Origin of the sequence: Sphingomonas mucosissima (genome assembly GCF_002197665.1) — a bacterium.
Taxonomy (GTDB): domain Bacteria; phylum Pseudomonadota; class Alphaproteobacteria; order Sphingomonadales; family Sphingomonadaceae; genus Sphingomonas; species Sphingomonas mucosissima.
Genome location: NZ_NBBJ01000002.1, coordinates 67,787 through 91,456, shown reverse-complemented (window position 1 = coordinate 91,456; position 23,670 = coordinate 67,787). Strand labels below are relative to the sequence as shown.

Sequence of the window (23,670 nt, the reverse complement as noted above, 5' to 3'; positions counted from 1 at the left end):
GCCGCCCTGCGACCCCAATCGGCCTTGAAAAAAGCAGCGGTACGTTTCGGGGTCCGGCGCGCGGCAGCGCGGGCCGGATAACCCCGAAAAATCGCGTCAGCGCGGCGCGTTGGCGCGGGCTTCCTGGCCGTCGCCTTCGGGCGCGGCAATGATGTCGCGGGTGGTCTGGCCCTTGTCGATCACGTTGGTCTGCGGATCGCCGGCGGAAGAGCGGATGCCCCGATCGGCGGACTGATCGCCCGCGGCCTGCACCACGGCGGCTTCGCCTGCGCTACGCTGCGCGCTGCCGAACAGCGCCTCCAGCGTCTGCGCCTGCGAAGCGGTGGCCGACTGGACGCGCGCCGCGCCCGGCGTTGGCGGCACCAGCGCGAAATCGGGCGGGATGATCAGCGAGGGCTGGCGCGCCACCGCGAATTCGTCGGGACGATCGCGATTGAGGCCATTGCTCGCACACCCGGCCAGCAACACCGCAAGGCCTGCGCCCATGACGATCGACTTACGCATTCACATTCTCCGAAGCCATCTTGTCCGGCTTTGCCGCCGGCTTATCGCGGATCAGCAGCGCGCGCACCAGCAGAATGAGCACGCCAATGGTGATCGCCGCATCCGCGACGTTGAAGACGAGGAACGGCCGCCATTCGCCGAAGTGCAGATCGGCGAAATCGACGACATAGCCGAAGCGCACGCGGTCGACGATGTTGCCGATCGCGCCGCCCAGCACGAGGCCGAGCGCAAGCTTGTCCGTCGCCTTCTCCTCGCGCCACATCCAAAAGGTGACCGCCGCGGAGATCGCCGCCGTCATCGCCACCAATGCCCAGCGCGCCACGTCGCTCTCCGCGCGCAGCAGCCCGAGGCTGACACCCATGTTCTGCACGAAGCGAAGATCGAAGAAGGACACGATCTCACGCGACGCGCCGAGGAAGTTGATGCCGAGCGGTCCGGTGACCAGCCACTTCGTCAGCTGGTCGACGATGAACACGACCGCTGCCGCAGCGAGGCCGGCAACGGGAGCGGCACGCTTCACGCTGCCACCTCGCCGCCCACGACATCGGCGCAGCGGCCGCACAGCGCACTGTCTTCCGCCACTTCGGGCAGCAGGCGCCAGCAGCGCCCGCATTTGTGATAATCCGTCCGGCTCACCGTCACCTCATCGCCCGGCGATACCTTCGCCACGATGAACGCCTCTGCCAGCTGATCGACCGGCAGCGGCGTGTCGGTGACGGTCACGTCCGCTTCCAGGCTGGAGCGCACGATCTTTTCGCGGCGCAGCGGCTCGATTGCCTCGGTCACGCGCTCGCGAAGGCGGCGTACCTCGAGCCAGCGCGCGCTGACGTCCTCGCCCGCTTCCGCCGGCAGTTCCGGCCAGTCGAGGAAGTGCACCGAGCCGTCCTCATCGGGGAAGCGTGATTGCCACACCTCCTCGGCGGTGAAGACCAGTACCGGCGCGGCCCAGCGCACCATGGCGTGGAACAGCACGTCGAGCATCGTGCGATACGCCCGGCGCTTCACGTCGTCGGCCGCGTCGCAATAGAGCGAATCCTTGCGGATATCGAAGAAGAAGGCCGACAGGTCTTCGTTGGCAAAATCGCTCAGCAGGCGGACGTAGCCGTTGAAGTCGAAGTCCGCGATGGCCCGCTTCAACTGCTGGTCGAGCGCATGGACCAGATGGAGCATGTAGCGCTCCAGCTCGGGCCATTCGGCAACCGGCAGCTTCTCCCCCTCGTCGAACCCGTCGAGCGCGCCGAGCAGGTAGCGGAAGGTGTTGCGGAGCTTGCGATACTGGTCCGCCACGCCGGCCAGGATCTCCTTGCCGATGCGGTGATCCTCGGTGAAATCGACCGACAGCGCCCAGAGCCGCAGGATGTCCGCGCCATAATCGCGCATCAGATCAAGCGGGTTGATCGTGTTGCCGAGCGACTTGGACATCTTCATGCCCTTGGCGTCCATCGTGAAGCCGTGCGTCAGCACCGCATCATAGGGTGCCCGCCCGCGCGTGCCGCAGCTTTCCAGGAGCGACGATTGGAACCAGCCGCGATGCTGATCCGATCCTTCGAGGTACAGGTCCGCCGGCCAGCTAAGCTCCGGCCAGCGCCCGCTATCGAGCACAAAGGCGTGTGTGCAGCCCGAATCGAACCACACGTCGAGAATGTCGGTGACGCGCTCGTAATCCGCCGGATCGCGGCCGGCGCCGAGGAAGCCGGCGGTGGCCTCGTCGGTCCAGGCGTCCACCCCCTTGTCGCGGAAGGCGGCGACGATACGCGCGTTCACCTCCGGGTCGCCCAGCAGTTCGCCGGTCGCGCGGTGGACGAACAGCGCGATCGGCACGCCCCAGGCGCGCTGGCGGCTGATCACCCAATCCGGCCGCCCTTCGACCATCGCGCCAATACGGTTGCGGCCCTTCTCGGGCACGAAACGCGTCGCGGCGATGGCGGAGACTGCCTTCTGGCGCAGCGTGTCGCCACCCTCGATCGGCTTGTCGACGGCGATGAACCATTGCGGGGTGCAGCGGAAGATCACCTTGGCCTTGGAGCGCCAGGAGTGCGGATAGCTGTGCTTGAAATCGTCGCTTGCGGCGACAAGTGCGCCCGCCTCGCGCAGGTCGGCGCAGATCGGGCCGTCCGACGCAACGAACTTCTTGTTGATGACGCTGCCCTGCCCGCCGAGCCACGCCCAATCCGCGCGGTACATGCCGGCGGCATCGACCGCGAAGACCGGATCGATGCCATGCGCCTTGCACAGCTCGAAATCATCCTCGCCATGGTCGGGCGACATGTGGACGAGGCCGGTGCCGGCATCGGTGGTGACGAAATCGCCCGGCAGGAACGGGCGCGGTTTCGCGAAGAAACCGCCAAGCTCGTGCATTGGGTGGCGCGCGACGGCGCCCGCCAGCTTTTCACCGGTGAACATCGCCAGCGCGGTGACGGTGCCCGCCCCATCGCCCACCTTCATGATGACAGGGTGGCCGATGCGCGCGCCGAAGCTCTCAATGAGGTCACGCGCCACCAGCAAGGTGCGCGGCCCCTCCACCATGTCGTCAAAGCGAGCGAGGACGTATTCGACCTCCGGCCCATAAGCGAGCGCCTGGTTGACCGGGATGGTCCAAGGCGTCGTCGTCCAGATGACGGCGTGCGCGCCGACCAGCTCGGGCGCGTTCGGCGCCTCGGTGATCTCGAACGCGACGTCGATCTGCGTCGACACCACGTCCTCATATTCGACTTCGGCCTCGGCCAGCGCGGTCTTCTCGACCGGGCTCCACATCACCGGCTTGGCGCCGCGATACAGCTGGCCCGTCTCGGCGAACTTCATCAGCTCGGCGACGATCGTCGCTTCGGCCGCGAAGTCCATGGTGAGGTACGGCTTGTCCCAATCACCGTTGATGCCCAGCCGCTTCAGCTGCTCGCGCTGCGTATTCACCCACTTCTGGGCATAGGCGCGGCATTCGGCGCGGAACTCAGCCGGGGGCACCTCGTCCTTGTTCAGCTTCTTCTTGCGATACTCTTCCTCGACCTTCCATTCGATCGGCAGGCCGTGGCAATCCCAGCCGGGGACATAAGGCGCGTTCTTGCCCAGCAATGTCTGGGTGCGCACCACCATGTCCTTCAGGATATGGTTCAGCGCATGGCCGATGTGCATGTCCCCATTGGCGTAGGGCGGGCCATCGTGGAGGATGAATTTCTCGCGCGTCTCGCGCGCCTCACGCAGCCGCTGGTACAGGCCAAGGCGCTGCCACCGCTCCAGAATCGCGGGCTCCTTCTGCGGCAGGCCTGCCTTCATCGGGAAGTCGGTCTTCGGCAGGAAGACAGTGTCGCGCCAATCCTTCTGATCGGTCTCGCGGGCGGTGGTGTTTTCGTCGGCCATAGAGGCTCGCGCCCTTAGCGCGGCTGGTCGAGCAAAACAAACCGCCGTGGTGTCAGGCCCGGCGGCGGCTTCAGGAGGTCAGTCGGCGGCGAGGATTTGCCGCGCGCGGTCGCAATCGGCCGCCATTTGCGCCGTCAGCGCGTCCAACGTGTCGAACTTCGCCTCGGGACGCAGGAATTCCACCAGCGCGACGTCGATCACCTGTCCATAAAGGTCGCCGGAGAAATCGAACATATAGGGTTCGAGCAGCTCCTTGGGCGGATCGAAGCTCGGGCGGATGCCGAGATTCCCAGCGCCGCTGAACACCTGCCCGTCCTCCAGCGTGACCCGCACGGCATAGATGCCGTACGCGGGGCGCAGATAGTTGCCGAGATCGACATTGGCGGTGGGATAGCCGATCTCGCGGCCCAGCTTGTCACCGTGGCGCACGTCGCCGCGGATGGTGAAAGGGCGGGTCAGCAGGCGCGCCGCATCGCGCGGGCGCCCTTCGCGCAAGGCGGCGCGGATCCGGGTGGAGGATACGGTGTCGCCGTCCAGCGTCACCGCGCCCACCGTTTCGGCGGAGAAGCCATGCGCCTGCCCGAGCCCGGCGAGCATCGCCACATTGCCCGATCGCGCCTTGCCAAAGGTGAAGTCCGCGCCGGTGACCACGCCGGCGGCGCCGATCTGCTCCACCAGTTGCGACGTGACGAACGCCTCGGCGGACAGCGCCGCAAGCGCTGCGTCGAAGGTGAAGACCAGCATCGCGTCGACGCCCGCGGCCCGCATCAGCTCGGCGCGCTGCTCCAGCGTGGTGAGACGGAACCAGGGGCTGTCGGGCTTGAAGAACCGCATCGGATGCGGATCAAAGGTCGCGACCAGCGCGGGGCGCCCTTCCGCGCGCGCGCGCGCGACGGCGCGGCCGACCACCGCCTGATGCCCCAGGTGAAATCCGTCGAAATTGCCCAGCGCGACGATCCCGCCACGCAGCGCCTCCGGCAGCGCCTCGCCCTTGCCCAGCCGGATGATCCCATGCCGCTCCATCGCACGGGCGCATAGCGGCGCGCGCGTCAACGCACCAGTGTTACGAAACTATAGGCCGGGCGGTCTCCAGCGGCGGGATGATCCTCGCGCGCGATCTCGCGCCAATCGGTGAAGGGCGGCACGATCGTGTCGCCCTCCGGCGTGGCATGAACCTCCGTCAGCTCGACCCGGTCGGCAAGGTCCAAGAAGAGCGCGAATATGTCTGCGCCGCCGATCACCGCGCTGTTGTCGCCCGCAAGCGCCAGCGCCGCCGCGCGATCATGCGCGACCTCGGCCCCGGCGGCGGACCAATCGCGATCGCGGGTCAGCACGATGTGGCGACGGCCGGGCAGCGGCGCGGGGAAGCTTTGAAAGGTCTTGCGCCCCATGATCATCGGGCGGCCCATCGTCTGCGCCTGGAAGCGCTTCAGGTCCGCCGGCAGATGCCACGGCAAGCCGCCGTCGCGGCCGATCACGCCATTGCTGGCGCGCGCCAGATGGAGCGATACCGTCACTTGCCCTCAGCGGCAGAAAGCGGCGCGACCGTCACCGCGCAGGCCGGCGGACTGCCGATCTGCAGCAGCATCGCGGCTAGCGTGGCCGTTGCGATGGTGATCAGATAATCCCGCATGCCAGCCTCCCGTCCAACGACTACATCTGTAGTCAAAACAGCTGAACGGCGAGTGAACGGCAGGGTCATACGGCGACCGGCGCCTTGATGTGCGGCTGCGCGACGTAATCGTGGAGCACGAAATCCTCGAGCTCATAGGCGTCGATCGACGGCGGCTTGCGCAGGATCTCCAGCCGCGGGAGCGCGGTGGGCGTGCGGCCGAGCTGCTCGCGGGCCTGATCGAGGTGATTGGAATACAGGTGGCAATCGCCGCCGGTCCAGATGAACTCGCCCGGCTCCAGGCCGCATTGCTGCGCGAGCATATGGGTGAGCAGGGCATAGCTCGCGATGTTGAACGGCACGCCGAGGAAGATGTCGGCCGAGCGCTGGTACAATTGCAGCGAGAGCCGCCCGTTCGCGACATAGGTCTGGAACAGGCAATGGCAGGGCGCAAGCGCCATGGCGTGAAGGTCGCCGGGGTTCCAGGCTGTCACGATCTGGCGGCGCGACGCAGGGTTGGTGCGGATGTCCTCCACCAGCCCCTTAATCTGATCGATATGCCGGCCGTCCGCCGCCACCCAGTCACGCCACTGCTTTCCATACACCGGGCCCAGATCGCCCGCTTCGTCGGCCCATTCGTCCCATATGCTGACCTTGCGCTCCTGCAACCAGCGCACATTGGTGTCGCCGCGCAGAAACCAGAGCAATTCCACGATGATCGAGCGCAAATGCAGCTTCTTGGTGGTGAGCGCCGGAAAGCCGTCCGCCAGGTCGAACCGCATCTGGTGGCCGAACACGCTGAGCGTGCCGGTGCCGGTGCGATCCATCTGCTGCGCGCCCGAATCGAGCACCCGTGCCATGAGATCGAGATATTGCCGCATCGCGCGGACGCTACAGCCCACCCGCGCCGTCGCCAAGCCGTGGTGACCGGTCCGATACGGCGCAGATGCCTTGCGCGGTTGCTCAGAGGCCCTGAATCCGGACACCATGTATGGTTTCGATCCGGCAATCAGCGGGCACCTGGCCGCCATGGCGCGCGCCCTTACCGAATCGCTCGCCTTTGTCTTCCTGGACGAACGGGGAAGCACCGTGGGGCTGCACCATATCCTGTCGGCCAGCGCGTCCTCCGTGGATGTGCCGCTGCGCACCATCGTCGCGGTTGCGATGGCGCATGATTCGCGCGCCATCGTGATGGCGCACAATCATCCATCAGGGGATGCGGAGCCCTCGGCGGATGATCTGCGCACCACCCGGCGGGTGGCGCAGGCGCTCGACAGCCTAGGGATTCGGCTGGTCGACCATCTCGTGCTGGCGGGCGACACCATTGTCAGCTTTCGGGCGCGCGGGCTCTTGTGACTGATTGACGCGGCACGGACGGATCTTGGCCGGGTCCGGGCGCTCCCCGGCTGCACGGAAGGTCGCGAAATAGCCGCCGGCGGACGGCATCGGCGCCATGGTCACCAATTGATAGCCGACCGCCGCGAATTCGCAGCGCAGCAGGCCGGGCGGCGTGCCGTGATTGGCGGTGGTGCGATCCGCATCGACGACCACCACGAGGCCGTCGGGCCGTAGCGCGGGGCGCATCCGCCACAGGAACTCATAGGGTTGCTCGATCTCATGGTACATGTGGACCATGAAGATCCGGTCGAAACTCGCCTCGGGCAGCTTCGGATCGGCAGTCGCGCCCAGTTTCACGCTGACATTGTCCAACCGTCCGCGGGCGACCCGCTCGGCCAGCGCATCGCGCACCGCCGGGATCACGTCCTGCGCCAGCACCCGGCCGTCCTCGCCCACCTTCTGCGCCAGGCGCATGGTGTAATAGCCCTCGCCCGCGCCGATATCCGCAACCGTCATGCCGGGCGTGATCGCCGCGCGCTCCATTACCGCCGCCGCTTCGTTCAGACGATCACGCGCTTCCTCGTTGGACCAGCGCGAGGACACGATATGCGCGACCGGCCGGTCCGCGGCCGGGAACGGGCCCGGTTCCTTGGGCTCGTTGTTGAGCAACGGATCACCGCCTTCGCAGGCAGCGACCAGCAACAAAAGAGCCGCCGCCACGACCCGCCCGGTCGACCCGCGCCCGATCAGCGCCGCGCCGCCGCCGCCGCTATGCCAGCGCGCGCGCCGCTGGCGGCCACCACAGAAATCCAGTGAGCGGCGGCCCATCGTCAGTCGACGTCCTCCACCTCGACCGCTTCACCCGTCACGCGCTGCGCCAAGGCCGCTGCCATGAACTCGTCCAGGTCGCCGTCGAGCACGTCGCCCGGCGAAGTGGACGTGGCGCCGGTGCGCAGATCCTTCACCAGCTGATACGGCTGAAGCACATAGGAGCGGATCTGGTGGCCCCATCCAATGTCGGTCTTCGCCGCATTGATGGTATTCGCCTCTTCCTCGCGCTTGCGCAGTTCATGCTCGTACAGGCGGGCGCGCAGCTGGTTGTAGGCTTCCGCCTTGTTCTTGTGCTGCGAGCGCTGGTTCTGACAGGCAACGACGATGCCGGTCGGCAAGTGGGTGATACGTACCGCCGAATCGGTCGTGTTGATGTGCTGACCACCGGCGCCCGATGCGCGGTACGTGTCGATGCGCAGCTCGCTGTCGTTCACCTCGATGTCGATCGAGTCGTCGATCACCGGATAGACCCAGACGCTGGAGAAGCTCGTGTGGCGCCGCGCCGAGCTGTCATACGGGCTGATGCGGACCAGGCGATGCACGCCGCTTTCGACCTTGGCGTAGCCGTAGGCGTTCTCGCCCTTTACCAGCAAGGTCGCCGACTTGATGCCCGCCTGTTCGCCGGCGTGATAGTCGATCAGCTCTACCTTGTAGCCCTGCCGCTCGGCCCAGCGCGTGTACATGCGCTGGAGCATCTCGGCCCAGTCCTGGCTCTCGGTGCCGCCCGCGCCGGCGTTGATCTCGACATACGTGTCGTTGGCGTCGGCCTCGCCGGACAGCAGCGCCTTCACCTTGTCCTTCTGCGCGCGCTCGGCGAGCTCGGCCAAGGCCTTGGTACCGTCCGAGGCCATTTCCTCGTCGCCCTCGGCCTCTGCCATCTCGATCAGCTCGGCGGTGTCGCTCAGCTCGCGCTCGATCGTCCGGGTTGCGGTGATCGCCTCGTCCAGCCGGCGGCGTTCGCGCATCACGTCCTGCGCAGCCTTGGGATCATTCCACAGCGACGGATCCTCGACCCGCGCGTTGAGTTCGTCGAGCCGCCGCAGCGCACGATCCCAGTCGAGGCTGCGGCGCAGGAGCGCGAGCGCCTCGTTGATCGTGTCGGCATGGGCCTGCGCTTCGGCGCGCATCATCTTTCTCCACTTCTCACGGCATTCCAGCAATCGGGGCGCTTGTCCGGCCCGGGGATCATCGCCCGGCCGGATAAGCCAGCCTTGCGCTGGAACGACGGTATTTGGCTGGCGGACTTAGGACCAGAACGGCGGCAGGACAATGCCGCCGGCTGCGGCTTAGTAGATGCCGCCCTCTCGCTGCAGGAAGTCAGTGTCGCTCGCCTGCTTCCTGGCGGTCGTCGCGGTTGCCGCGGCGGTGGGCTGCGCCGTCGGCCGGCGGGGCGCGCGGCGCGCCTCCGCCTGCGGCTTGAACGCTTCCCAGATTACCGCCGGCTTTGGATCATTATCGTTCGGGAAAGTGCCGAACACCGGACGGCCGCTGTTCCGATCGACCCGGACCATGCGGATGCCGGCCGGCGCGCGGAACGGCAGCGGATCCATGCCTTCATAGGCCTTCACCGCCCATTGCTTGAAGATCGGCGCCGCCAGCGTCCCGCCCTGCGCATAGCCGCCAAGGTTCACGGGCGAATCGTACCCGATGTAAACGCCGGCCACCATTTGCGGCGTGCCGCCGATGAACCAGACGTCCTTTGGCCCCGAATTGGTGCCGGTCTTGCCGAAGATCGGACGATTGAGATCGCGCAGGATCGTCGCGGTGCCGCGCTGGATCACCCCTTCGGCGATGTGGACCATCTGATAGGCGGACATGGCATCCAGCACCTGGCGGCCGCGGCGCACCGGGCGGGGCATTGGCTTGCCATCCCATTCGGGCATGTTGCAGCGATCGCACGCGCGCCAATTCTCCGGCCAGATCACCTGCCCGCGGCGATCCTGGACGAAGTCGATCAGCGTCGGCGCGTGCCAGCGGCCCTGGTTCGCCAGCACGCCATAAGCGTTGACCATCTTCAGCACGGTCGTCTCGCCGGCGCCGAGCGCATAGGAGAGATACGGCTGATAGTCGCCGATCTCCATCGCCTTCATCAGCTTCACGACGTTGGCCATGCCGGTCTGCGCCGCGGCGCGCACCGTCATCAGGTTGCGCGATTGCTCCACGCCCCAGCGCATCGTGCGCGGGCCGGCGCCGCGCGAATTGCCGAAGTTGCGGAAGCACTTCTGGCCAAGCCGCCCGCCCTGATCGACGCAGAACGGCCCGTCGACGATGATCGAGGCCGGCGTCATGCCGTGTTCCAGCGCCGCTGCATACACGATCGGCTTGATCGTGGATCCGGGCTGGCGCATCGCCTGGCTGGCGCGATTGAAGGACTGGAGCGAAGCGTCAAAGCCGCCCTGCATCGCGAGGATCCGGCCCGAGCCGGGCTCCTGAACCACGAACCCGCCCGAAATCTTCGGCACGGAGCGCAGCGCGAATTGGCTGGCCGACGGCGCTACCGCGATCACGTCGCCCGGCTTCAGCGTGTTGAACGCCGGCGTGCTGCTGCCGCGGGCCGGCATTTGCGCGGCCGAGCGCGGCAGGGTGCCCTGCGTCCCATCGGCGAAGCCGATCTCCGCTTCGCTGGCGCCGCGGGAAATAACGATCGCCGGGCGCCAATCGGCATGATCCAGCGTGATATTGGTGTTGAGCAGCGCAACCTGCCAGCGATCCCCGTTGATCTCCACATGGCGGATCGGCCCGGAGAAGCCACGGCCGCGATCATAGCGCAGCAAGCCGTCGCGCAGCGCCTCCGCGGCAGCCGCCTGAACGCCCCGGTCGAGCGAGGTGCGCACCCACAGGCCGCCGGAGTAGACGCTGGTGGCGCTGTCGCGGGCTGTTTCGCCGAACCGGCTGATCAGTTCACGACGGACTTCTTCGACGAAATAACCGCCGACGCGCTCGAACTTGGGCACGCGCTGCACAACGGCGCCGATCGGCTGCGCTTGCGCCTCGGCGCGCTGTGCGGCGGTGATGAAGCCGTTCGACTCCATCGCGCCCAGCGCCCAGTTGCGCCGATCCAGCGCCCGCTCGGTATTGCGGAACGGCTCGTAATTCGCCGGGCCTTTCGGCAGAATCGCGAGATAGGCCATCTGCGCGAGGCTGAGCTCGTCCAGCTCCTTGTCGAAATAGGCGTGGCTCGCCGCTTCCACGCCATAGGCGTTCCGCCCGAGGAAGATCTGGTTGAGGTACAGCTCCAGGATCTGCTCCTTGGTGAGCGTATCCTCGATCCGCCACGCCAGGATCGCTTCCTTGATCTTGCGGGTGGGGGAATAAGCGTTGCCGATCAGCAGGTTCTTGGCGACCTGCTGCGTGATGGTGGAGCCACCCCGCGCGCGCTGGCCACTGCCGAGCTTGGAGACATAATCGAACACGGCGCCGGCGAGGCCCGGATAATCGACGCCGTGATGCTCGAAGAAGGTCTTGTCCTCGGCGGCCAGGAACGCCTGAACCAGGGTCTTGGGATATTCGGCGAACGACAATTCGACCCGGCGCTCGCGCGCATAGGAATAAATGGGGCCGCCATCGATGGCGCGCACGTTGGTCGGCAGCGGCGGCTCGTAGGTGCGTAATTGCTCCACCGACGGCAGGTCGCGGGTGATGAAAAACCAGCCGCCGCCCAGCAACAGCAGCCCAATGGCGGCCAGCGCCGCCAACGCCTTCACCCACCCGCGGCTCCACAGCCGTGACAAACGGTTGCCCAGCGCATGATGGCGCCGCTCTGGCTGGATCGGATCGGAAGGATTGGACGCCATACGCGACGCCGGTGTTTAGGGAGGGCCCGGGCGGCTGGCAACATCAAGCCCGCGCGCCCCGCCGCGGGCCCCGCCGCGGGCTCATGTACCCGGCGATCACCGCGAAGCGGTTTGCGTCATCCGGCGGGCGAAATAGATGTCCACCGCGCGGCGCACGCTTTGCGCGATCCGCTGCCGGCCTTCGCGGCTGTCCAGGAACGCGGCGTCCTGTGTGTTGGAAAGATAGCCGGTCTCGAACAGGATCGAGGGCATGTCCGGCGCCTTCAGCACCAGCAGCGAGGCCATACGGTGGAAATTGCTCTTCACCGGAATGAGCGGCTTCGCCTCGCGCCCCAGGAGGCGCGCAAAGCCGGCGGACGCATTCATGGTTTCACGCTGGGTGAGATCAATGAGGATGGAGGAGACGTCGTCGCTTTCGTCGAGGTTCACGCCGGCGATGATGTCCGCCTTGTTCTCCCGCGCCGCGAGCCGCGCCGCTTCCTTGTCCGACGCGATATCGGACAGCGTGTAGGCGGTGGCACCCGAGGCCTCGACGCTCCCCGCGCTGTCGCAATGGATCGAGATAAAGAGGTCGGCGCCAAGCTGCCGTGCCACGCCGAACCGCTCGCGGTGAAGGATGTAGCGATCGTCGTCACGCGTCAGCGCGACGCGGACGCGGCCTGATTCCAGCAATTCGTCCCGGATCGCGCGGGCGATCTTCAAGGTGAGGTCCTTTTCGCGCAGCCCCGTCTCGGGGTTGATCGCGCCGGGATCGTTGCCGCCATGGCCGGCGTCGATCACCACCAGCGGGCGGCTGTCGTCCCCCTGCACCCGGGGCAACACGCTCTTGCGCGCTGGCGGGACGGGCACCGTCACCTTGTAGCGGGGCTTCTCCTTGCCCCAACCGAAGGGCAGGAAGCTGAGCGGCGAGGCCGCGCTGGCGGCGGCGAAGCGCGGGCTGTCGACCGGCCGCAACGAAAGCTCCAGCGTGCGCCCGTCATCCTGGAACTCGCCCTTGGACACGATCATCGGCTGGGCGAGGTCCAGGACCACCCGGGCGCCGTCGGCGCCCCGCCAGCCCTGGCGCACCGCCGTCACCGGGCCGTCCGCGCCGCTCGCGCGGCCCGGGCGGGCGCCGTCAATATCCACGGCGATCCGTTGCGGCGCATTGAGAATGAAGCTGGACGCGCCGCGCACCGCTTCGTCGAAGCGGATGGTGATCCGCCCGTCATGCACATCCACCCGCTCCACCGTTGCGGCCCAGCCGGGCACGCCAGCAGTGAGGCCAGCCAAGAACGCGAGCAGCATCGACATGCGCGTTGCATGCCGTGCCGGCCGCCCGCTGGTCCAGCGAAAAGCCATGTTACGCAAACCCTTTTCCCCTGTCCGGCCTGGATTAGGGCTGCCCACGTCAAATCACCGTTGCGCAGCGCGGTTAACGCGGCGTTCGGCATTTTTTTGCCGGATAACCGGCAAAGACGTTCCGGTTGCTGAATGACAAACGACTTGCTAGTCACCATTGTGATCGGATTGCGGGCCCTTGCGCCCGCTCCCGACCCACCGCCCAACCGGCCGATCGCGCCGGCGCGGGCATTCAGGTTGACGTACGCATGTCGCATATTCCCCCACCGCAGTTCCGACCGGCTTTCGCCGGCGGTGCGGGCGCGGGGCTGATCCAGGGCGTGGCGCCCGGACATGCGCAGCGGACGAAGGCACAGTTCACCACCATCCGTCTGCCCGCCCGCGAGGGGCCGGCAACGCCTTTTTATCGCGTGACCCCGCCGTTCGGCGGCGCGAGTCGCGCGCGGAGACCATATAATGACCATGCGCATGCTGATCGACGCACGCCACCGGGAAGAAACCCGGGTGGCCGTCGTCAAAGGGAATCGTATCGAGGAATTTGATTTCGAGAGTGCCGAGCGCAAGCAGCTCAAAGGGAATATCTATCTTGCCAAGGTGACGCGCGTCGAGCCGTCACTGCAGGCCGCGTTCGTCGACTACGGCGGCAACCGCCACGGCTTTCTCGCTTTCTCGGAAATCCACCCGGATTATTATCAGATCCCCAAGGAGGATCGCGAAGCGCTGCTGCGCGAAGAGGCGGAGCATGCCGCCGAGGAAGCCAAGCTGCGCGCGGAGCAGGAAGCCGCCGAAGATGCCGGCTACGATGCGCCCGAGAGCGATGCCGATTTCGATGACGAAGACGAGGATGACGGCGATCTCGGCGACGAGAACGAAAGCGACGGCGAGAATGAGGACGCCCCCGCTCCCGCCACCGGCGTCAACGACGATCAGGTGGAGGCGCTGCGCCAGCGCCGCATGAACCTGCGCCGCCGCTACAAGATTCAGGACGTGATCCGCCGCCGCCAAGTGCTGCTGGTTCAGGTCGTGAAGGAAGAGCGCGGCAACAAGGGCGCGGCGCTGACCACGTATCTGTCGCTCGCCGGCCGTTACTGCGTGCTGATGCCCAATACGTCGCATGGCGGCGGGATCAGCCGCAAGATCAGCAACTCGGCCGATCGCAAGCGCCTGAAGTCGATCATGGCGGAAATGGAATTGCCGCCGTCGATGGGCTGCATCGTGCGCACCGCGGGGCTCAGCCGCACGCGCACCGAGATCAAGCGGGACTTCGATTATCTCGCGCGGCTGTGGGACGGCATTCGCGAAAAGACGCTGACCAGCGCGGCCCCAGCGCTCGTCTATGGTGACAGCGACCTCATCAAGCGGGCGATCCGCGATATCTACAACAAGGACATCGACGAGGTGATCGTCGAGGGTGACGAAGGCTATCGCCAGGCGAAGGACTTCATGCGCCTGCTGATGCCCAGCCACGCCAAGCGGGTGAAGCATTACAGCGATCCCATTCCGCTGTTCCAGCGCTGCCATGTCGAGGATCAACTCGCCGCGATGTACCATCCAGTGGTGCAGCTGAAGTCGGGCGGCTATCTCGTCATCAATCCGACCGAGGCGCTCGTCTCGATCGACATCAACTCCGGCCGTTCCACGCGCGAGCACAATATCGAGCAGACCGCGACGGCGACCAACCTTGAGGCTGCGCAGGAAATCGCGCGCCAGCTGCGCCTGCGCGACATGGCCGGCCTCGTCGTCATCGACTTCATCGACATGGACAACAATTCCAATGTCCGGAAGGTCGAGAAGGCGATGAAGGAGGCGCTGAAGAACGATCGCGCCCGCATCCAGGTGGGCCGCATCTCCAGCTTCGGCCTCATGGAAATGAGCCGGCAACGCCTGCGCACCGGCGTGCTCGAAGCGTCCACCCGTCCCTGCCCGCATTGCGAAGGCACCGGCCTTGTTCGCACCGCATCGTCCGCCGGCCTCAGCGCGCTTCGCTTGCTTGAGGACGAGGCGGCACGTGGCCGTGGCTCGCTGCTCACCCTGCATGCGAGCGCCGAAGCGGCGGTGTACGTGCTCAATCGCAAGCGTGCCGACATCGCCGAGATCGAGGATCGCTATGGCGTAGCCGTCGAGATCCTGCCGGACGGCGAGCACGAAGGCGCGCGCATGTCCGTCGAGGCATCAGGCCCGCCGCCTGCTTACGCGCCCAAGTTCGCGCCGCCGCTCGAGGAGATCGAGGACGACATCCCCGACGAGATCGAGGAGGAGGAAGAGGAAGAGGTCGCGGCCGACGACGAGGCGCCCCGCGCCGAGGAAGCCCGCAGCGACGAGCCGCGCGAAGGCGGTCGCAAGCGCCGTCGCCGTCGTGGACGTCGCGGTCGCCCCAATGGCGAGGGCGGTGAAACGCCGGCGTCCAACGCCGATCTCAGCGAAGGTGACGACGCCGAGGACGAGGACGAGGCGGTCGAAGCCGAGACCACCTCGACCGGCGAAGAGGACGAATCTGCGGCCGAAGGCGAAAGCGGCCGTCGCCGCCGCAACCGTCGTGGGCGTCGTCGGCGCCGTGAGAACGGCAGTGAGGGCGAGGCAAAGACGGTCGAGGCCGATGCAAGCGCCGAAGCCACGGCTACTGAGGCGCAGACAGCAGAGCCGGTAGCTGCGGAAGTGCCGGCTGCCGATCCGGCGGCGCAGGATGCTGATGCTGTCGAGGCGCCGGCCGAAGCGGCGCCGGAAGCGGAACAGCCCGCGCCCAAGACGCGTCGTCGTCCGCGTGCCAAGAAGGCTGTCGAGGCAGCACCGGAGGCAGCCGCAGCCGTCGAGGAGGCGCCCGCGCCGATCGAGACGCCTGGCATCGACGCGATCGCACCAGCGACCGAGGAAGGCGCCCCGGCCAAGCCGAAGCGGACCCGTCGCAAGAAGGCCGATGCGCCCGCAGCGGACGCCGCACCGGCAGCAGAAGCGGCGGCTCCGGCCGAGGCCGCGGATGCGCCGGCCAAGCCCAAGCGCACCCGCCGCAAAAAGGCGGATGCACCGGCAGCCGAAGCGGCCGATGCGCAACCGGCCGAAACTGCGCCGGAACCAGCCGCCCAGACGGCAGCGCCGGCCGGCGGAGACGCCGAAGCGGCCAGCGAGGCCAATGGCGAGGCCAGCGACGACGCGTCGGGGGCAACGCCGCGCCGCGGATGGTGGCAGCGCACCTTTGGCGCCTAAGCGACCAATGGCAGCGATCCGCAAGTGATCAACATGCGTCGGGCTTCAGCGGTGGTTCAGCCACCATCCTGCTGGGTCCGGCGCATGCCTGCCGTTTCTCGATCGTTCCCCCAGCGGCCGCGCCCGTGACGCGCCGCAATACTATTGTGCGCTTCGTTGCCGTCGCAGCGCTCGCCTGCGTGTCCATGAGCCCGGCCGCGCACGCGCAATCCATCCTTCGTGACGCCGAAACCGAAACGCTGCTGGCGGACATGACGGCACCGCTCGTCACGGCGGCGGGGCTGCGGCCGAGCGACGTGAAGGTCGTCCTGATCAACGACGATTCGATCAACGCCTTCGTCGCCGGCGGCCAGATCGTGTACGTCCATTCGGGCACGATCCAGGCGGCGAAGACCGCGAACGAAGTGCAAGGCGTCATCGCGCACGAGCTTGGCCACATCACCGGCGGGCACGTATCCCTGGCCGGGCGCGGCGCCCAGGAAGCGACCGGTATTTCCATCCTGTCGATGGTGCTCGGCCTCGCCGCCATGGCGGCCGGTGCGGGCGAAGCGGGAGCCGGCGTTCTTGCCGCGGGTCAGCAGGCGGCCATGACCAAATACCTGGCCTTTTCGCGCCAGCAGGAAGCGTCGACCGATGCCGCCGGCGCCAAATATCTCAACGCGGCCGGCATCACCGGCAAGGGATATCTCAACTTCTTCAAGACGATGCAGCAGCAGGAATATCGCTACGGCATCACGCGCAAGGTTGAGTATATGCTCAGCCACCCCGTGTCGTCGGAGCGCGTCGCGGCGATTTCGGAAACGCTGCAATCCGCGCCTGCCTGGAACAAGCCGTTGAACCAGGATTGGGAGGAGCGGTTCAAGCGCGTCCAGGCGAAGCTCGACGGCTATCTCCTGCCCCCGGCCCAGGCGCTCCAGAAATATCCGGAAGGTACCCAGACCGTCTACGCGCATTACGCGCGCGCCTACGCCTATCACCGCAGCGGTTATCCCCAGAAAGCGGAGGCGGAAACCGAGGCACTGGTCGCCAGCAAGCCCAGCGATCCCTACTTTCTTGAGATCAAGGGGCAGATCCTGCTCGAGGCAGGCAAGCCGCAGGAAGCGCTGGCGCCGCTGCGCGCCGCAACCGAGGGCTCGCGCAACAGCCCGCTGATCGCCACCACCTTCGGCCACGCGCTGATCGCAACGGAGAACAAGGCGAATTACGACGAGGCCAAGCGCGTGCTGCGGTCGGCCGTGGCGCGCGATGACCAGAATCCGTTCGCCTGGTATCAATTGGGCACCGTTTACGAGCGCACCGGCGATCCGGCCCGTGCTGCACTTGCCACGGCCGAACGCGCCAGCATGGTGGGGGACCATCGCACCGCTGCGGTCAGCGCCCGCTATGCCCTCGCCGGCATTCCACAAAATACGCCGGACTGGATCCGGGCACAGGATATCGCGATGACATCTGCCAATTCGATCGACGGCGACAAGCGCAAGCGCAAATGAGCCGCCTTACCCTGATGCTCGTCGTGCTGCTGGGCGCGGCCTTTGGCGCGGCCGGCATGTGGCTGGCGGAGCGTGCCGCGCCCGGCGATCTGGGATCATCCGACAAGGCGCGGATCGAACGGGTGGTGCATGACTATCTGCTCGCCAACCCCGAAGTGATCCCCCAGGCGATGCAGAGATTGCAGGAGCGCGAGAGCGGCCGGGCGGTGGCGGCCAGTCGCTCGCGCGTGGAAACGCCCTACCGCGGCGCCGTCATGGGCAATCCGCAAGGCGACGTCACGCTGGTCGAGTTCTTTGATTATAACTGCGGCTATTGCCGCGCCAGCCTGCCGACCATTGAACAATTGGTGAAAAGCGATCCGAAGCTGCGCGTCGTCTTTCGCGAGCTGCCGATCCTTGCCGAGGAAAGCCGCGATGCAGCCCGTGCTTCGCTCGCAGCGGCCGCACAGGGGCGCTTTGCAGCCTTCCACGAGGCACTTTACGCCGCCGGCCCAGTGAGCGCGCAATCGATTGCGGCTGTCGCGCGGCAGACCGGCGTCGACCTTTCCAAGATCCCCGACGATGCCGATACGGAGATCGCGGGCAATCTGGGGCTCGCAGCGAAGCTGGGCGTCAGTGGCACGCCCGCCTGGGTGGTAGGCGACAGGGTTCTCTCGGGCGCCCTGCCGCTGGACCGGCTGCAGGAGGCGATCGCCGAAACGCGCGCAGCGCGCAACTGAGCCGTTTCCGGGCCCGCGCCCGCCAGGGCGTTCCGCTGATGCCACAGGCGGTGCGACCTTCCGCTGGGCCGCAGCGTTCCCCATGCGGACGTATCTAAGCGCCGCAGGTGATCGTGCTCAGCTCTCTTCGTTGTTTCCTTCTTGCCCTTTGGCTCGCCACGCTCGCTGTAACACCCGCGTCCGCTCAGGAGGCGGAGTCGAACACCAGCGCGCCGGCCGTGGCGCCGGATCCCTTTGGTCGCGAAACTCCGCGTTCCGCGGTCAGCGGATTGATCGATGCGCTGGCAAAGCGCGACTATAATCGCGCGGCCAATTACTTCGATTTGCCGGTGCAGGACGATCCACAGGTGAAGGACGGCGCTTCCGAACTCGCCCGCCGCCTTCAGACGCTGCTCGACAGCGGCGGCACGTTATTGCCTTTCGCCAGGCTCTCCAACGAGCCTGCAGGGCGGATCGATGATGATCTTCCCGTCGATCGCGAGCTGGCAGGCGATCTGAAAGGCAGCGGGGGCGAAGCGCCGCTCCTTCTCACCCAACGATCGGTGGACGGTCGGTCGGTGTGGCGGATCTCGCACGAAACCATCAGGGAATTGATGGTGGCATCGGCGACGACCGCGGCTTCGGCGCCGTCCAAGGACATTGTCGGGATCGATGTTGCCGGTGCGCCGGCGGAAGACTGGGCCTTGCTGATCGGCCTCGCCGCCCTGAGCTTCGTTGTCCTGCGTCTCCTCGCCGCTGCGACGCTGGCGGTGGTCCGCCGCGGCATCTCTGATCCCGATGCGAATGGCGTCTACCGCTTCGTCCACGCCGCGCTTCCGCCGCTCAGCCTCTTCATCGCAGTCATGGCCTTCTACACCTGGGCCGAGCGGCTGCAGGTGGCGATCGTCGCACGGCAGACGCTGCTGCGATATGCCGGCGGCGTCGCGGCGATTGCCCTGGTGTGGTTTTGCCTGCGGCTCGTTGATGCGGTGGCGGATGTCGCCATCGCACGCATGCACCGCCGCGCGCGACGCCAGGCCGTGTCGGTCGTCACACTGCTGCGGCGTGCGGCCAAGATCCTGCTGCTGGTATTCAGCATCGTCGCCGTGCTGGATACGTTCGGGATCGATGTGACCACCGGCATCGCCGCGCTGGGTATCGGCGGTATCGCGCTGGCGCTTGGCGCGCAGAAGACGGTCGAGAACCTCGTCGGCAGCGTGACGGTGATCGCCGACCGCCCGGTGCAGGTCGGCGATTTCTGCCGCGTGGGCGATGTGGTCGGCACGGTCGAGGACGTGGGCATCCGCTCCACCCGGATCCGCACCAACGACCGGACCATTGTCACCATCCCCAATGGCGACTTCTCCTCGCGGCAGATCGAGAATTACGCCAAGCGCGACCGCTTCCTCTTCGCGCCCAAGATCGGCATCGAATATACCAGTCCGGCCAAGGTCCGCGAGGCGGTGTCGATCATCGAGGACGTGCTGCTTTCGCATGAAAAGGTGTCCAATGACGGGCCACGCGCCCGCTTCACCGACTTTGGCGAAAGTGCGCTGGAGATCGAGGTCTTCTCCTACATCACCGTCACCGATTTCGCGGAAAGCACCACCGTTCGGCAGGAGCTGCTGCTGTCCATCTACGAGCGGTTGAGCGCAGCCGAGATCGGCATCGCCTTCCCCACCCGAACGCTGTTCCTCGCCCGCAACCCGGGGGACGATCAGCCACGCCGGAGCGGCGCAGAGCCCGCCGCACCGGCTGACGACTCCTGACCTCCTTTTTACTGCAAGGGCCCAGACCATGAACGCAGCGGACGTGTTCAGAACGTTACCAATCGAGTTGAAACCGGACCCGTCCCGAACCGTGATCCGCCCGTTCAGCTTCGGCTATCCCGAGCCATTCGGGAAAGACCGGCCAACGCGCATGCAACAAGTGGCGGATCGGCTGCTGTCGCTCGACACGGCGATGCGGGAACGCATGCGCCGCCTGATCGAAGTGCCGATGCACGAACGCCACCCCAATGCGGACGCCACCTTTCTGCGCCGCTTCGACGATGTGGCAAAGGATCTTCAGCTACCCGCCGACCTGAGCGAAACCGATCGCCTGCTGCTGGGCGCCTATTTCAGCCAGGAATATGCGTTCGAAGCGGCTGCGCTGTTCAACCCCAGCATCATTCCGATGCCGGGGGCAGAGAACACCGATGGGTCGATCGCCTTTCTTCTTTCCCTGCGCGGGATCGGCGAAGGGCATGTCTCCTCCGTGACCTTCCGGACCGGAACATGGGACGGGCACGATCAGGTCGTCGTTCACCCAGCGAGCGAACAAGGCGTGCCGCCGCGCATCGAGGCGAAGAACGGCGAATGGATCCGGCTGCTGTGCGACGAGAGCGACGACGTATCGGAGACGGTGCTGTTTCCGGTGCTGCCCAGCCAGCGGTCGGGCATCGAGGATCTGCGGCTGGTGCAGTTCGCCGAGGAGGACGGCAGCCACAGCGTGATCGGAACCTATACCGCGTTCGACGGCGTCAACGCCCGGCAAGAGATGTTGCGCGGCGTTGACCTGCGCACGGTGGAGATGCGCGCGCTCACGGGCGCCATGGCGCCATACAAGGGCATGGCCCTGTTTCCGCGCAAGATCGCCGGTCAGTTCGTGATGCTGGGCCGGCAGGATAATGAGAACATCTGGCTGCTTCGGTCCGATCGGCTGGAGCATTGGGACACGGGCGAACGCATCCTGGGGCCGAAATACCCGTGGGAGTTCGTCCAGATGGGCAATTGCGGCTCCCCGACCGAGATTGACGAGGGATGGCTGGTCTTCACGCATGGCGTCGGCCTCGTTCGCGGCTATTGCGTGGGGGCTTGCCTGCTCAACAAGGAAGACCCCTCAAAGGTGCTGGCACGCACCCCCTCTCCCTTGTTGTTCCCCAGCGCGGAGCAGCGGGGCGGCTATGTGCCCAACGTGACCTATAGCTGCGGCGCGCTTGTTCACGGGCGGCGTATCCTGCTGCCGTATGCGATTGGTGACGAATTTAGCGCCTTTGCCGTCGGCAATGTCGATGATCTGCTGTCCGTGATAGCACCCGCCTGAATCACGGCGGCGGGCATCGCCCCGCCCGGGGGCGGCGAGGGAACTTTCAGCGGAGCGGATGACAGCGCCGCCGCCAACCCCCACATGAGACCCATGCGTCGCCAACCAAGCATCATCCGCGTCATCGATCTCGAGACCACCGGCAATGCCCCGCCCCAGCATGGCGTGTGCGAAATCGGGTGGCAGGATGTCGCGCTTGGGGCCGATGGGCGCTGGGAATTGTACGGCGAGGGCGGCAACCGGCTGGTCAATCCGGGCCGCTCGATGCCGCCGGTTACCCAGGCGATCCACCACATCCGGGACGAAGACGTGGCCGACGCCCCCTGGTGGCATGACGTGGCACGCGCCGTGCTGGATCCCTATCCGCGCCGCGTGGCGCTCGCCGCCCACCGCGCCGATTTCGAGCAGCAGTTCTGCACCTCTGCCATGACCCACGGTGCGCAGTGGATCTGCACCTGGAAGTGCGCGCTGCGACTGTGGCCCGATTCACCCAGCTTCTCCAACCAGGTACTGCGATATTGGCGCAAGCCCGACGGGCTGGATCACGAGCGCGGGCTGCCGGCGCATCGCGCCTTTCCGGACGCCTATGTCACCGCCCATCATCTGCGGGACCAGCTCAACGAAGCAAGCGTGGCGCAGCTGATCGAATGGTCGAACATTCCCGCGCTGCTGCCGCGCGTTCGCTTTGGCGTTGATCGCGGCAAGCCGTGGAACGAGATCGAGGAGGAGAGCCTGGTCAAGTTCCTGACCGATCGCGATCCCGACGTGCGCTTTACCGCCGAGACGGAACTCGCACGCCGCAAGGGTGGCGGGCTGGTCGGGCGTATGAGCGCGCAGGAACTGCTCCTGTAAACAAGGGCATGGCAGCACCTCTGGCGTTTTCGCCAAACCGCTTCTAGACGGTTGGCCGATGGCCGGGGAACAGGGGCAAAGCTTCGCTGCAGGCGAAGGCAGGATCGGGCGCGTGCTGATCGCCTTCATGGCCGTCGGCTTTCTCGCGCTGCTCGCCGCCGGCTTTGCCGCCGCATGGGTGACTGGCGAACTGGCGAAACACAGCCAGGCCGTGTCCCACACGTACGAGGTCGAACTCGCGATTGCGGATACCCGGCGCCTGATCGAACAGGGCGAGACGGCCCGTCGCGGATACCTCCTGTCGCCCGGCACACCGCGCTTTCTTGAGGCTTATAACGATGCGGCAAAGGCGCTGCCGCGTGCCGAAAAGAAGCTGCGGCAGCTGACGTACGACAATCCGCGGCAGCAGGCGCACATCCGCAAGCTGGAGCAACATCTCCGGGAATTGCAGACGCTGCGGGGGCAATCGGTTGAGTTGATCGTCGCAGGCAAGGTAGGCGAAGCGAGAGAGCTGTTCCAAACGGAGATGAGCAGCGCGCGATTTCGCGAGGTTCGCGCCGTTTTCGATCAGATGACTCGTGAAGAGCGCGCATTGCTGGCCATTCGCGATGCGCAACAGGAACGCAGCATCAGCCTGTTCTACACTGTGCTCGTAGTTGCCGGGCTGCTGCTGGCCGCCGTGGCAATTTCGGCGCTGCTGGTAGTGGTGCGTTACACGGGGGATCTGGCGCAATCGCGCGAGCAGTTGCAGCAATTGAACGAAAGCTTGGAAGCGATCGTGGTGGATCGCACGTCGGATCTGTCGCGGGCCAACGACGAAATCCAGCGATTTGCCTATATCGTCAGCCATGATCTCCGCTCGCCGCTGGTGAACGTGATGGGCTTCACCGCGGAACTGGAAGCCGCAACCGCGACGCTGCGTGAGTTGGTGGAGCAGGCGGAGCAGGACGCACCGGACATTCTGACCGATGACGCCCGCCTTGCCGCACAGGAAGATTTACCGGAGGCAATCGGCTTCATCCGCACCTCCACGCAGAAGATGGACCGGCTGATCAACGCGATCCTCGCGCTGTCTCGCCAGGGACGGCGTGTGCTTGCCCCTGAGACGCTCGATCTGATGCGCATGGTGAGCCAGATCCGTGACTCCATGGCTCATAGGCTCGACGAAACCGGCGCCCGGATTGATGTGGTCGGCAACCTCCCGGCGCTTGTCAGCGACCGTGTGGCGATCGAACAGATCCTGTCCAATCTGATCGAGAATGCGGTTAAATACCGCCATCCCGACCGCCCGGTCGAAGTGCAGGTTAGCGGCGCCGCAGGGGGCGACCGCGTCTGGATTGAAGTTTCGGATAATGGTCGCGGCATCGATCCGCGAGATCATGAGCGTGTGTTTGACCTGTTTCGCCGTTCGGGCACACAGGACCAGCCCGGCGAGGGGATCGGCCTCGCTCATGTGCGCGCCCTCGCCTATCGCCTGGGCGGCACAATTACCTTGCGCTCGGCACTTGGCGAAGGCGCAACCTTCCGCCTATCGCTGCCGTCGACGCTGAGCCTTCAGGAAAAATCTTGAG

18 protein-coding genes are annotated in these 23,670 nt (G+C 66.3%); 8 read left to right on the top strand and 10 right to left on the bottom strand.

What is annotated here, in order from left to right:
• Positions 1-96 precede the first annotated feature (96 nt).
• The 6 genes from SPMU_RS07595 to SPMU_RS07570 all read right to left on the bottom strand — a co-directional run bounded on the left by SPMU_RS07595 (position 97) and on the right by SPMU_RS07570 (position 6,351).
• The gene (locus SPMU_RS07595) at positions 97-504 is read right to left on the bottom strand and encodes a DUF3035 domain-containing protein (protein ID WP_088333292.1); all 408 of its coding nucleotides are present in this window, start codon (positions 502-504) and stop codon (positions 97-99) included.
• Entirely contained in the window at positions 497-1,024 is a 528-nt protein-coding gene (gene lspA / locus SPMU_RS07590) for a signal peptidase II (RefSeq protein WP_245832891.1), read from the bottom strand. The genes SPMU_RS07595 and lspA overlap by 8 nt, the downstream gene beginning before the upstream one ends.
• Entirely contained in the window at positions 1,021-3,858 is a 2,838-nt protein-coding gene (gene ileS / locus SPMU_RS07585; RefSeq protein WP_088333290.1) for an isoleucine--tRNA ligase, read from the bottom strand. The genes lspA and ileS overlap by 4 nt, the downstream gene beginning before the upstream one ends.
• Positions 3,859-3,936: 78 nt before the next feature.
• Positions 3,937-4,866, bottom strand: coding sequence for a bifunctional riboflavin kinase/FAD synthetase (locus tag SPMU_RS07580; RefSeq protein WP_425442164.1), 930 nt, complete (start codon positions 4,864-4,866; stop codon positions 3,937-3,939).
• 41 nt (positions 4,867-4,907) lie between these two features.
• Positions 4,908-5,375 carry a dihydrofolate reductase gene (locus SPMU_RS07575; RefSeq protein ID WP_088333288.1) on the bottom strand — a complete coding sequence of 156 codons (468 nt, stop codon included), beginning with the start codon at positions 5,373-5,375 and terminating at the stop codon, positions 4,908-4,910.
• A gap of 181 nt (positions 5,376-5,556) precedes the next feature.
• Positions 5,557-6,351 carry a thymidylate synthase gene (locus SPMU_RS07570; RefSeq protein ID WP_088333651.1) on the bottom strand — a complete coding sequence of 265 codons (795 nt, stop codon included), beginning with the start codon at positions 6,349-6,351 and terminating at the stop codon, positions 5,557-5,559.
• A gap of 106 nt (positions 6,352-6,457) precedes the next feature.
• Here SPMU_RS07570 and SPMU_RS07565 point away from each other — a divergent pair, with 106 nt between their 5' ends.
• Positions 6,458-6,826 carry a JAB domain-containing protein gene (locus tag SPMU_RS07565; RefSeq protein ID WP_088333287.1) on the top strand — a complete coding sequence of 123 codons (369 nt, stop codon included), beginning with the start codon at positions 6,458-6,460 and terminating at the stop codon, positions 6,824-6,826.
• Here SPMU_RS07565 and SPMU_RS07560 read toward each other — a convergent pair.
• The 4 genes from SPMU_RS07560 to SPMU_RS07545 all read right to left on the bottom strand — a co-directional run bounded on the left by SPMU_RS07560 (position 6,749) and on the right by SPMU_RS07545 (position 12,726).
• On the bottom strand, positions 6,749-7,636 hold the full coding sequence (locus SPMU_RS07560) for a class I SAM-dependent methyltransferase (protein WP_088333286.1): 888 nt from the start codon (positions 7,634-7,636) through the stop codon (positions 6,749-6,751). The genes SPMU_RS07565 and SPMU_RS07560 overlap by 78 nt on opposite strands.
• Before the next feature lie 2 nt (positions 7,637-7,638).
• Positions 7,639-8,766, bottom strand: a complete 1,128-nt coding sequence (gene prfB / locus SPMU_RS07555) for a peptide chain release factor 2 (RefSeq protein ID WP_088333650.1) — start codon at positions 8,764-8,766, stop codon at positions 7,639-7,641.
• A 159-nt stretch (positions 8,767-8,925) separates the two neighbouring features.
• Complete coding sequence (locus SPMU_RS07550) at positions 8,926-11,433, bottom strand: penicillin-binding protein 1A (protein WP_088333285.1); 2,508 nt, start codon at positions 11,431-11,433, stop codon at positions 8,926-8,928.
• 96 nt (positions 11,434-11,529) lie between these two features.
• Complete coding sequence (locus SPMU_RS07545; protein WP_088333649.1) at positions 11,530-12,726, bottom strand: N-acetylmuramoyl-L-alanine amidase; 1,197 nt, start codon at positions 12,724-12,726, stop codon at positions 11,530-11,532.
• Between the two features lie 516 nt (positions 12,727-13,242).
• Between SPMU_RS07545 and SPMU_RS07540 the strand changes: the two genes are divergently transcribed.
• The 7 genes from SPMU_RS07540 (at position 13,243) to SPMU_RS07510 (ending at position 23,669) form a co-directional block, all read left to right on the top strand.
• On the top strand, positions 13,243-15,975 hold the full coding sequence (locus SPMU_RS07540) for an Rne/Rng family ribonuclease (protein WP_088333648.1): 2,733 nt from the start codon (positions 13,243-13,245) through the stop codon (positions 15,973-15,975).
• 185 nt (positions 15,976-16,160) lie between these two features.
• A complete protein-coding gene (locus SPMU_RS07535) occupies positions 16,161-17,465 on the top strand; it encodes a M48 family metalloprotease (protein ID WP_088333647.1) in 1,305 nt (434 codons plus the stop codon).
• A complete protein-coding gene (locus SPMU_RS07530) occupies positions 17,462-18,184 on the top strand; it encodes a DsbA family protein (protein WP_088333284.1) in 723 nt (240 codons plus the stop codon). The genes SPMU_RS07535 and SPMU_RS07530 overlap by 4 nt, the downstream gene beginning before the upstream one ends.
• A gap of 107 nt (positions 18,185-18,291) precedes the next feature.
• Complete coding sequence (locus SPMU_RS07525) at positions 18,292-19,932, top strand: mechanosensitive ion channel family protein (protein WP_088333283.1); 1,641 nt, start codon at positions 18,292-18,294, stop codon at positions 19,930-19,932.
• Between the two features lie 28 nt (positions 19,933-19,960).
• The gene (locus SPMU_RS07520) at positions 19,961-21,247 is read left to right on the top strand and encodes a glycoside hydrolase family 130 protein (protein WP_088333282.1); all 1,287 of its coding nucleotides are present in this window, start codon (positions 19,961-19,963) and stop codon (positions 21,245-21,247) included.
• A gap of 93 nt (positions 21,248-21,340) precedes the next feature.
• Positions 21,341-22,099 (top strand): exonuclease domain-containing protein, encoded by a 759-nt coding sequence (locus SPMU_RS07515; RefSeq protein ID WP_088333281.1) that lies wholly within the window; start codon positions 21,341-21,343, stop codon positions 22,097-22,099.
• A gap of 58 nt (positions 22,100-22,157) precedes the next feature.
• Entirely contained in the window at positions 22,158-23,669 is a 1,512-nt protein-coding gene (locus tag SPMU_RS07510; RefSeq protein ID WP_088333280.1) for a sensor histidine kinase, read from the top strand.
• Position 23,670 lies beyond the last annotated feature (1 nt).